The 12,513-nt window shown below is 46.4% G+C and carries 7 protein-coding genes; all 7 read left to right on the forward strand.

The features are described from left to right. The first annotated feature begins 82 nt into the window (after positions 1 to 82). The gene (locus GLV81_RS04980; RefSeq protein ID WP_157477396.1) at positions 83 to 3,184 is read left to right on the forward strand and encodes a SusC/RagA family TonB-linked outer membrane protein; all 3,102 of its coding nucleotides are present in this window, start codon (positions 83 to 85) and stop codon (positions 3,182 to 3,184) included. Between the two features lie 17 nt (positions 3,185 to 3,201). Continuing rightward, positions 3,202 to 4,122 (forward strand): RagB/SusD family nutrient uptake outer membrane protein, encoded by a 921-nt coding sequence (locus GLV81_RS19995; protein ID WP_246186257.1) that lies wholly within the window; start codon positions 3,202 to 3,204, stop codon positions 4,120 to 4,122. Further along, a complete protein-coding gene (locus GLV81_RS20000; protein WP_246186367.1) occupies positions 4,100 to 4,999 on the forward strand; it encodes a RagB/SusD family nutrient uptake outer membrane protein in 900 nt (299 codons plus the stop codon). The genes GLV81_RS19995 and GLV81_RS20000 overlap by 23 nt, the downstream gene beginning before the upstream one ends. 32 nt (positions 5,000 to 5,031) lie before the next feature. After that, on the forward strand, positions 5,032 to 5,997 hold the full coding sequence (locus GLV81_RS04990) for a BT_3987 domain-containing protein (RefSeq protein WP_157477397.1): 966 nt from the start codon (positions 5,032 to 5,034) through the stop codon (positions 5,995 to 5,997). A gap of 94 nt (positions 5,998 to 6,091) precedes the next feature. Beyond that, positions 6,092 to 7,033, forward strand: a complete 942-nt coding sequence (locus GLV81_RS04995; protein ID WP_157477398.1) for a hypothetical protein — start codon at positions 6,092 to 6,094, stop codon at positions 7,031 to 7,033. A gap of 34 nt (positions 7,034 to 7,067) precedes the next feature. Continuing rightward, a complete protein-coding gene (locus tag GLV81_RS05000; protein WP_197428949.1) occupies positions 7,068 to 10,037 on the forward strand; it encodes a GH92 family glycosyl hydrolase in 2,970 nt (989 codons plus the stop codon). Between the two features lie 11 nt (positions 10,038 to 10,048). Beyond that, complete coding sequence (locus GLV81_RS05005) at positions 10,049 to 12,355, forward strand: GH92 family glycosyl hydrolase (RefSeq protein ID WP_157477399.1); 2,307 nt, start codon at positions 10,049 to 10,051, stop codon at positions 12,353 to 12,355. Positions 12,356 to 12,513 lie beyond the last annotated feature (158 nt).

The raw sequence follows: 12,513 nt of genomic DNA on the forward strand, positions 1-12,513 counted from the left end.
AACCATCCGTTCGTATTGTGTTGACCACAGCCGCTTGCAATAGCAATTAGTATTGCTCATACAAACCAACTACTATCTACTTATGAACAAACTATCAGTAAGTAGGTCTTTCCTCAGCTTGCTTCTTGGTTGTTGTCTGCTGGCTTTTTCAGCAGCGGCACAAACTACCGTAAAAGTAAGCGGCGTAGTAAAAGACCGACTGGACAAAGCAATGTCTGGTGTAAGTGTAACCGTGCAGGGCAATGCCAAACTGGGTACACAAACCAACGACAAGGGTGAATTTTCCATCACCGTTTCTACCACCGATGCCCTCGTGTTTTCTTACGTGGGCTATCAATCTGTAACCCGGCCAGTGAGCAACACCATTTACTTTGAAGTAGTACTCGATGCCGCACAAGGCAGCCAGGAAGAAGTAGTAGTGGTGGGTTTTGGTAAGGCCAAAAAAGTTAGCCTTGTAGGAGCACAGTCGTCTGTAAATGTGCAAGACCTGAAACAACCCGTTGCCAATTTGAGTACTGTATTGGCTGGTCGCATTTCGGGTATTGTGGGTGTGCAGCGTACGGGCTTGCCCGGCGAAAATGCCGGTGATCTCTGGATTCGTGGCATTTCTACTTTTGGCCCCAACTCAACCGGCGCATTGGTGATTATTGATGGTGTGCAGGGTCGTGACCTCAACTCTCTCGATCCGGAAGACATTGCCTCTTTCACCATTTTGAAAGATGCCTCGGCCACAGCAGTGTATGGGGTAGCAGGTGCCAATGGTGTTATTCTCATCAATACCAAGCGGGGCAAAACTGCTAAGCCAGTATTGAAGTTCAACTACAATCAAGGGGTAACTGCATTTACAAAATTGCCTGAGCTTACCGGTGCTGCATCGTACATGAATTTACGCAATGAAGCCCGCCTGGCTTCCGGACTTGGCGCTGAGTATGCACAAGCATACATCGATTCTACCATGGCCGGCAATCAGCCTTATCTCTATCCAAATGTTGATTGGATGAAAGAGATATTTAAAGAAGCCGGTGGTACTCGTCGCTTCAACTTTAGCGCCAGCGGTGGCAGCGAAAATGCCAACTACTATGTGGCATTGGCTTACTACGATGAGCAGAGCCTGCTGCGCAACGATGGGTCACAAGGGTACGAATCAAATCAGCGTTTTAAGCGTTACAATTTTACCAGCAACATTAGTATGAACTGGACGAAGACGACCAAGTTCGACCTCGGTATTCAGGGCTACATTACCAACCTGAACACACCGGGTGTAAATGCACAAGCTGCTTTTCGTGATGTGATGGTGACCACGCCTATTTTGTATCCGAAAATGTATCCGGGCAATTTGGTGCCGGGTATCAATGCTGCCAATGCACAGCGCAACCCGTATGAAGAAATTACTCAAACCGGCTATGTAAACACAGCCAGCAATCAGGTGTATTCCAATGCCCGCATTACGCAGGATTTGGCGGCTATTACGCCCGGTCTTACGGTATACGGTTTATTTTCTTTTGATGCTTACAACACACAGGTCATCAGCCGTACCCGTCAGCGCAATACCTATAAAATGGATCCAGTTAATCCGTACAATGCAGATGGTTCTGTAAACCTGCTGCCCGTTATTACCAATGGATCCGACAACCTGAACTATGGTCGTGCCAACGGTGGCAACCGTTCGTATTATCTGGAAACAGCCCTCAATTACGACCGTGCTTTTGGTAAAAACCATCGGGTTACAGGGTTAATGCTTTTTAACCAACGCTCATATATTGATGCATTTGCTGCAGACCTTACTGCTTCGCTGCCATACCGCAGTATGGGCCTGGCCGGAAGAGGCACCTATGCATACAAAGAGAAATATTTTGCAGAGCTCAACTTCGGGTACAATGGTTCTGAAAACTTTGCACCAGAAAAACGTTTTGGCTTCTTCCCTTCAATAGGTGTGGGTTGGGTGCTCTCTAAAGAAAAATTCTTTGAGCCCATCAGCAATGTGTTTCAGTTTTTCAAACTCCGCTACTCCGATGGTTTAGTAGGTTCTGGTGCTGGTGGTCGTCGTTTCGGTTATCTCACCATTGTGTCCGATGCGTCTACTGTGCCTGGTTTTAACTGGGGCAATGGCCAAAGCAACCAGGGAAGCGGCGGCGGTGTACAGGTGCAGGATTTTGGTGCAGCTGTGCAGTGGTCTAAATCCCGCAAGCAAGATTTGGGTATTGAATTCAAAACATTCAATTCAAAATTGTCTGTCATTGTCGACTTCTTTAAAGAACACAGAACAGGTGTGTTTTTGCAAAGGGCCAGTCTTCCTTCATACGTAGGATTGGTAAACAATCCTTATGGCAACCTGGGTGTGATAGACAATGCAGGTTTTGATGCCACCATTGAAACATCGCAGTTTCACTGGGGCAATACCAAGTGGGATTTCCGTGGTACAATCACTTACAACCGCGACAAGATTATTGAAAATGATCAGCCGGTACAGCCCTTCCCTTACATGGAACGCAGAGGCTTCAATAGCTTGTCTACATACGGCTACACCGCTATGGGTTTGTTTGCCGATCAAAAAGAAATTGACAATGCGCCAGACCAAACACCACTTGGCGGACGTCCTCGTCCCGGTGATATCCGCTACAAAGATTTGAACAGTGATGGTCTCATCAACAACCTCGACATCAGCCGCATTGGCAATGGTGATGTGCCCAATTTGATTTATGGTTTGGGCGCCAACGTAGAATGGAAACGCTTTTACATTGGTGTTTTCTTCCAGGGCTCTGATGGTGCACAGCGATTGCTGACTGGTGATGGTATTATTCCTTTCAACAACAGCACCGGCCCTGAGCGGAGCAACCTGCTTACCATTGCAGAAGACCGTTGGACAGAAGCCAACCCCAATCCGAATGCGTTTTATCCTCGCCTGGCATACGGCAATGCGGCCAACCGCAACAACGCCGTGGCAAGCAGCTGGTGGATCAAAGACATTTCATTTGTTCGCTTGAAAACATTGGCCATGGGTTACAACCTGCCCGATAAGTGGGTGAAACGTGCTGGCTTCAAAAGTGCACAAGTGTATGCACAAGGTTTCAACCTCATTTATTGGAGTCCCTTCAAACTCTGGGATCCTGAGCTCAACACCGGAAACGGTGCGATTTATCCAAACATCCGCACTTTCTCTGTTGGTCTCGAATTCACCTTATAATCCATCAACGCATTTTCATGAAAAAAATATTTTCCATTGCCATGCTTGCCTCCCTGCTATTGCTGGGTAGTTGCAGCAAGTTTCTGGATACTGTTCCCGACAATATCCTCACCATCGACGATGTATTTAAAACACGGACCAATGTGATTAAATACCTCGGCAATATTTATCAGGCCATGCCCAATGAGTTCAACCAGCGTTTTGCCGGCAATGAAAACTCAGGCAACTGGACCGGTGCTGCCGATGAAGGCAAGTACACCTGGGACTTTAATTACAGCACCAACATGAACAAAAGTGCATGGGCCAATACCGATGGTACTGTATCTGCCTATTGGGACAACTACTACCGGGCCATCCGCAAGGCTACAGATTTCATTCAGCGCATCGATGGTGCTACACCCGAAATCAGTGCTGCAGAAAAAACCATTCTAAAAGGTGAAGCACGTGCCCTCCGTGCCTTTTACTACTATCAGCTCATGCGTTTGTATGGTCCCGTAGTTATTTTGGGCGAAGAGCAAATTCCTGTTGATGCTACGAATGATGTAGTGATGAAAGAACGGTCTTCTTTCGATGACTGCGTATCATTTGTAGTAGACCAACTGGATAAAGCATACACCGAATTGCCTGTTACTTCTGCTGTGGCAGGTAAGTTTACCAAGCCAGTAGTAAAAGCATATAAAGTACAGGTATTGATGCTGGCGGCCAGCCCGTTGTTCAATGGCAATACCGATTATGCCGAACTGAAAAATGATGATGGCAAAAATCTTATCAGTCAAACAGCTGATGCCACAAAGTGGACAAAAGCTGCTGCTTGCTGCCAAAGAGTTCATTACAGAGTTTGTACCCACCACTTACGATTTGTACCGTGCTACAGATGCCGATCCTTTCAAAGCAGCGTACCTCTCTTGCCGCGATGTGATTTTGCAAAACTGGAATAAGGAATGGATTTTTGGTCGTTCTAATTCTGGCTACTCTTTCATTCGCTACGATCGTACACCGTTTCATGCAGGCTATGCCAACCAGCGTGGTGCCGGTGCCAACGGTGCCACACAAGCACAAGTGGATGCCTATTTTATGGCCAATGGTAAAGCCATTACCGATCCTACTTCGGGTTACAATGCTACAGGCTTCAGCAACTATCGTGCTCCGTTCGACAATACGGCCCGTTCTACCTTCAACCAATGGGTAAACCGTGAGCCTCGTTTTTATGTAGGCATTACTTACAACAACAGTGTATGGTTGTACCCCGACCAAAACACCGGCAATCTTATCATTACCAACATGGAGTTCAATGGCAACTCTGGTTTGGCACAAAGCACTTCTGATGTAACGCCAACCGGCTACATCATTCGCAAGGGCGTGGCCAATACCGATGATAGTCGTGGTTGTTTGTATCTCCGCTTAGGTCAGATTTATCTCGACTATGCAGAAGCCTTGAACGAATCCAATCCTGCTGATCCGGATGTACTCAAATACCTCAACCTGATTCGTGAACGTGCCGGTGTGCCATTGTATGGCTCTACAGATATTGCGGTGCCTGCTACAAAAGAAGACATGCGCAATGCCATCCGTGCAGAAAGAAGGGTAGAGCTGGCATTCGAAAATGTTCGCTACTTCGAAACCAGAAGATGGAAAGTAGCCGAGCAAACAGATGCAGGTCCTTTTTATGGGCTCGACCGCACCAAATCGGGCACTGCTTTTTACAACAAAGTATTGCTGGAAACACGGGTGTTTCGCAAACGTGATTATCTGTTCCCCATTCCCGCCAACGAAGTGCTGCGTAATCCAAAGCTGAAACAAAACACAGGCTGGTAATTCATTTGTTCACCTTATTATTCTACATCCATATGTTCAACAATAAATTATACGGGGCCTTGGCCGTGCTGCTGCTGGCAATGGCAGCCTGCAATAAACCGGCAGATATAACGCTGACCAACGAAGGCTCAGTGTATATGCCGCAGGCTACCGGCACCCGAGCCAAAGTTGATTTGCTCTACACCACTACCAATACCCGTACCGACCTGGTATTTGGTGCTGCCTACGGTGGCATGGAATACGCCGGCAGTGATATCGCAGTTACATTTGTGATAGACAGTGCCAAAGTGGCCAACTACAATTTAGCCAATGGTACCAATTACAAACTACTGCCCGCCGGCAGCTACGAATACACTGGTTTGAGCAGCGTAATAGCTGCAGGCAAAACCAGTTCTGACCCACTCACCCTCACGGTAAAAACAAATACCATTGCGCAAGGAGTAAAGTACATGCTGCCTATTACACTGAGTTCAGCATCGAAGGGCACCATAATCGACAACATGCAAACCACGTATTTCCGGTTTGATACTTTGCTGCGCAAATCAACAGACGTGACAGGTTTTGCCAGCATTACCGTAAGTGATGAAAACACCGGTGGAGCTACGGCCAACGAAGGATCGCTGAAGCTGATAGATGGTGATGTAAACACCAAATACCTTTTCTTTAACTGGCCGACGGCATTTGCCAACAATGGCGGATCCTGGTTTCAGTTAAAGTTTGCAGCGCCAATAGCCATCGGTGCTTACACATTCACTTCGGCCAACGATGCTGCAACCCGTGATCCTAAAGATTGGAAGTTGCAGGCCTCCAACGATGGTGCTACCTGGACCACCATTGACACACGTGCCGGTGAAAGTTTTGCCAGTCGTTTCCAAACCCGCCGTTTTGAAGTAAGTGCTGCACCACAGCCCTATACCTACTACCGTATATTTATGACAGCCAACGGAGGTAGCTCACTATTTCAAATGGCTGAGTGGCGGGTAATACGCTACGATTAATGCATCCCATAGTGGCAGTAGAACTTTTGGTTGTGCTGCCACTATTTTTTCTTTCTACATCATTTTTTTCATTCACACTCCACAACTCCGTTGTATGGACAAGCATTTTATTACCCTTACAATTTCAGCAACCATGTCGGCAGGGTTGCTCTTAATGCCCGGTTGCAAAAAAGACAAAACCAGCAGTGGCAATACGCCTCCGCCGGTAGTCAATTACAACGTACCGCCTTCTACCTGGCAAGAGCATTGGTTCGATCACAAACAGTTGGTGTCACGTGTTTATTATGATACTTCACTGGTGGTGTATTACGATGCCGATGTAAAAAAAGACATTGCATGGCCTTTCAGTTTTGTAAAAGATGTATGGCTCTATTCCCGCAAAGTATACGGCGCCGAATTTGGTACTGACAAACGCTTGTATGCGGTTTTTCATACAGGCAAATACAGCGGCGGTCATCCGGGCTATTACTATAGCGACAATCACGACAATCGAAATGTGATTGACTGCGGATCGAACAGCAGCAATGCCTGGGAAAGTGGTGCCGGCAACGATTTGGATTTGGTGACACACGAAATTGGGCACATTGTAGAAAGTGCGGCCAACAACACAAAAGGCTCTCCCGCATTTGCCATCTGGAAAGACAGCAAGTGGATGGAAATTTATATTTATGATGTGTACCGCGGCCTTGGCCGTACTGCCGATGCCGAACGCTGGTACAATCTGATGATGAACACCACGGATAATTTTCCAAGAACCAATACGCAATGGTTTAAGAACTGGTTTTATCCCATTTACAACCAATACGGTGGCAGTGCAGTATTGAATAAATTTTTTAAAATGGTTGCCCTGCATTTTCCGAAGGATGGAAGTCAGAAATTTACACGGGATATGAACTGGGGCGAGTTTGTGCACTTTTGGAGCGGTGCTGCCGGTGCCGATTTGAAAGCCATGGCATCGAACGCATTTGGCTGGTCAAATGAATGGGAACAACAACTTACAAAAGCAAAAACCGATTTTCCTTCGGTGAAATATTAGGAAAGTTTTTTTCGAACTTTTAAGTACAACAGGCATGATGAAGCGTAACGTGATGATGGGGCTATGCACACTCTGCATGGCAATGCTGGCACAAGCACAGGTAAGCAATCCGGTGCAGTATGTCAATCCGCTGATGGGCACTCTGTCGAGGCCCGATATTTCGAATGGCAATACGTACCCCGCTATTGGTACGCCCTGGCCTATGAACATGTGGACGCCTCAAACCGGCGACAATGGCAATGGCTGGCAGTATGTGTACACTGCCGATAAAATCAAAGGCTTCAAGCAAACGCATCAGCCTTCGCCATGGATGAATGACTATGGCGTTTTTTCCATCATGCCCGTATCGAAGAAAAGTGTATTTAAACCTGATGAAAGAGCCAGCTGGTTTTCGCACAAGGCCGAAGTGGCACAGCCGCATTACTACAGCGTGTATCTCGCGGATCATCACATTACCACAGAAATTACACCCACCGAAAGGGCAGCAATTTTTCGCATTACCTACCACAGCAAAGACAGTGCTTTCCTCGTAGTGGATGGCTTTCGCAAGGGCAGTTATATCAAAATTATTCCTGAAGAAAATAAGATAGTGGGTTATAGCACATACTACTCTCGTGGCCGGCTCAAAAACTTCGCCAACTATTTTGTGTTGCAATTCAACACGCCTTTTGCCAGCAACAAAGTATGGAGCGGCACTGCACTGGCAGAAGGTTTGGAAAACAAAAGTGATAATGCCGGCGCTATTGTAGGCTTCAATATTACACAACCTAACCAGCAGGTATTGGTGAAAGTGGCTTCTTCATTTATTAGTCTGGAGCAGGCAGCGTATAACCTCAACACCGAAATTGGAAATAAGGATTTTGAAACGGTGAAGCGTCAAACCCAACAGCAATGGAACAATGTGCTGGGCCGCATTCAAATGGAAGGCGCTACAACCGAACAGATGCAAACCTTTTACTCTTGCTTTTATCGTGCCGTTATGTTTCCCAACAAACTGTATGAACGAAACGCTGCCGGACAAACCGTGCATTACAGCCCTTACACAGGGCAGGTGTTGCCCGGCTACATGTATGGCGGCACTGGCTTTTGGGATACTTTCAGGGCCCTGTACCCATTCCTCAATTTTCTTTTTCCTTCCATCAATACCGAAATGCAGGAAGGCTTGCTGAATGCTTACAAAGAAGGCGGCTTTTTACCGGAGTGGAGCAGCCCCGGTTTTGCAGATATCATGGTGGGTAACAACTCTGCATCGGTGGTTGCAGATGCGTATTTGAAAAGCGCCAAAATTGCCGACATCAACAAGTTGTATGAAGGCTTATTGAATGGTGCTAATAACGAAGGACCCATGCATGCTGTAGGCCGTTATGGTGTAAAATATTACAACGCTTTGGGCTATGTGCCATACGATGTAAAAATCAATGAAAACGTGGCTCGTACCCTTGAGTATGCGTTTGATGATTTTTCAATTTTCAAACTGGCACAACAACTCAAACGTCCTGCTGCTGAAATTGAGTTGTATGCGCAGCGGTCGCTCAACTACCGCTTTGTATTTGATGCAGCTGCTAAACTCATGCGGGGCAAAAATGCGGATGGCCGTTTTCAATCGCCTTTCAAGCCATTGAAATGGGGCGATGCATTTACGGAAGGCAACAGCTGGCATTATACATGGAGCGTGTTTCACGACATTGACAACCTCGCCAATCTGATGGGAGGCAAGCAACAGTTTGCACAAATGCTGGACTCTGTTTTCCATCAATCACCTGCATTTGATGATTCTTACTATGGTGGCACCATTCATGAAATTCGGGAAATGCAAATTGCGAATATGGGTCAGTATGCACATGGCAATCAGCCCATACAGCACATGATTTATTTATACAATCATGCAGGTCAGCCACACAAAACTCAATACTGGGTGCGGGAAGTAATGAACCGCATGTATAAGCCCACACCCGATGGTTATTGTGGCGATGAAGACAATGGTCAAACCTCTGCATGGTACCTGTTTTCTGCCATGGGTTTTTATCCTGTTTGCCCCGGAAGTGATGAGTATGTGTTAGGAGCCCCTTTGTTCAAAAAATTGACCATCACTTTGGAAAACGGAAAGCGATTGATGATACAGGCGCCAGCCAATAGTGATGTTAACCGTTATGTACAATCACAAAGCTTCAACGGACTGCCGTATAGTAAAACCTACCTGCGCTATGCCGATGTAATGAAAGGCGGCACATTGCAATTGCAGATGGCGGCTACACCCAATACAAAACGGGTGGTAAAAGAAGCGGACCTCCCGTACTCTTTTTCGAAAGATGAAAAAGCGTTGTACGAAAAAGTGAAAGACCGCATGCCGCCGGGCCTGGGTGATATTAAACTGCCGGCCAAGCCCGATACCATTTCTAAAAATGGCCTGACGCTGTACATGATAGACGAAGAAAGCAGCCTTACACCTGCATTCAAACAGCGACTGATTGATGCCTATTTTGAGCAGTATCCAAAATTGATTGCCCGTTATAATCCCAATGCTAAAAAGGCCATCAGGTTTGTGATAGATGCGAAGTATGATGGCGTGGCTGTAACCACTGCCGACGATCGCATTGTGTACAATCCGGCATGGTTTCATCGCAATCCAGAAGACATAGATGTAGTAACTCACGAACTAATGCATGTAACACAAGCGTACAAGTTTGGCAATGTGCCCGGATGGGTAACAGAAGGCATTGCAGATTATGTACGGGCTACTATTGGTATCAACAATGTGAAAGCCAAATGGTCGATGCCCGATGTACAGACTACACACCATTACAAAAATGCATACCGCATTACAGCCCGCTTTTTCTTGTGGCTTACCCAGCATTACGATAAAGACTTTATTGTGAAGCTGGATAATGCAGCCAGAACCAATCAATACAATGCCGATATCTGGAAACTAAACGGCAATAAAACAGTAGATGAGTTGTGGGCTGAATACACGGCCAATCCATCCGTAAATATCACTTACCAATAAGCCGACTACTCATGAAAAGTTTAAAATGGATGGTGATGCTGATGCTGGTAAGCGTTGCTGCTGCAGCCCAGCAACAGCGTTATGTGCAATATGTAAATCCGTTGATTGGTACGGCCAAAATGGGCCACACATTTCCCGGTGCTACAGTACCGTTTGGGATGGTGCAGCTGAGCCCCGATACAGATACCATTCAGTACATCGACAAAGGAAAGTACAACCCCGACGTATATAAATATTGCGCCGGATATCAGTACGCCGATAAAAGCATTGTGGGCTTTAGTCATACCCATTTTAGTGGTACCGGCCATTCAGATTTGGGCGATTTTTTAGTGATGCCTACTACAGGTGAATTGAAGCTGAATCCGGGTGTGGCAACTGTTGCCCGTAGTGGTTACCGCTCAGCATACCGGCATGAATCTGAAACAGCCCGCCCCGGTTATTACAGCGTACTGCTCGACGATTATCAGGTGAAGGCTGAGTTGACCGCAACTGAAAGAACAGGTTTTCATCGCTACACTTTTCCAGCCAGCAATGAAGCACATATTCTGCTCGATTTGGTGCATGGCATATATAACTATCCCGAAAAGAACGTATGGACATTTGTGCGGGTTGAAAATGATACGCTCATTACAGGTTACAGACAAACGCTGGGTTGGGCCAGAACGAGAACCGTGTATTTCGCCATGACGTTTTCAAAGCCATTCAAGAGCTATGGCAGTGTAAATGAAAAGCAGGAAATGTATGGAGGCTTTTGGCGCAAGTTCAATCAAAAGCAAAATTTTCCTGAATTGGCGGGCCGCCAGCTGAAGTTGTATTTCAATTTTGATACAAAGGCCAATGAAGCAGTGCAGGTAAAAATGGCTTTGTCTGCAGTGAGTACTGCCGGCGCTTTGCACAATATGCAGGCCGAAATTCCGCATTGGAATTTTGATGCTGTTGCACAAGCTGCTTCCGACAAATGGGAGCAAGAATTGCAACGCATTCAAATAGAAGCAGACCTTACCACAAAGCAGAATTTTTACACAGCCATGTATCATGCATTCATTGCACCCAATGTGTTTATGGATGTGGATGGCAGCTATCGGGGCCTCGATCAGCAGGTGCACAAGGCACAGGGCTTTACCAATTATACCACGTTTTCCTTGTGGGATACTTATCGGGCTTTGCATCCGCTGTACAACCTTGTGCAGCAGCAACGCAACAACGATATGGTACAATCGATGCTGGCACACTATGATCAAAGTGCTGTAAAGATGTTGCCCATTTGGAGCCACTATGCCAATGATAACTGGTGCATGAGTGGCTACCACAGTGTTGCTGTGTTGGCCGATGCTTTTGTAAAAGGCGTAAGCACTACAGGCATTGATAAAGCATTGGCTGCATGTGTGGCTACTGCTAATAAATCAAGCTACGAGGGCATTGGTGAATACATAGCCCGGGGATATATTCCTGCAGAAAAATCTGGCACATCAGTGTCTAATACATTGGAATACGCCTATGATGATTGGGCCATTGCGCAGCTGGCTAAAAAAGCAGGCAACACTGCTGTGTATGAAACGTTCATGCAGAGGGAAGCGCAGTATAAAAATGTGTTCGATAAAGATGGATTTGTGAAACGCAAAAATGCTCTGGGTCAATTTTTACCCAATGCTGATTTGCTGAGCACACATGGGCAAGGTTTGATTGAAGGCAACTCGTGGAATTATAGCTTTTTTGTGCCGCATGATCCGGCTGCACTCATTCAGCTGATGGGTGGCAAAAAAGCCTTTGTGGCACGAATGGATTCTTTATTTACCATGTACCTGCCGGACCATTATTTTGCTGAAACGGAAGACATCACCAGGGAAGGAATCATTGGTACGTATGTGCATGGCAATGAGCCAGCGCACCATGTGCCTTACCTGTACAACTTCGCAGGTGCGCCATGGAAAACACAGGAACTCATTCGCCGCATTTTGCCGCTACAGTACAAACCTACACCCGACGGTTTGGGTGGTAATGATGATTGTGGTCAGATGAGTGCCTGGTATATTTTTAGTGCCCTTGGTTTTTATCCGGTGGCACCGGGAAGCGGTTCGTATGAAATTGGCAGCCCCATTATTCATCATGCTGTATTGCCGTTGGAAAATGGCCGCCAGTTACGCATTACCGTGCAACATCAGAGTGAGAAAAATATCTATGTGAAGCAGGTATTGGTAAATGGAAAACCCATTGCCGGAACGAGCATTACACACGACGATTTGATGCAGGGTGGTGAAATTGTGTTTGTGATGACCGATAAGAAAACAGCGCAGCAGCTGGCAAAAAAATTAAACTAGTTCATTGACCTTATTTCAGTTGTTGTTGATTGCCTGATATGATGCGCAGTCTTTGCCTGGCAAGGGTTAGCGTACATATTGGTTGGGTCCACTGGTGCAGCCGGTGGACCTTTTGTACAGAAATAATAATTTGGTTATACAATTAGCAAGCAGCAATC

The organism is Phnomibacter ginsenosidimutans (assembly GCF_009740285.1).
Lineage (GTDB): Bacteria > Bacteroidota > Bacteroidia > Chitinophagales > Chitinophagaceae > Phnomibacter > Phnomibacter ginsenosidimutans.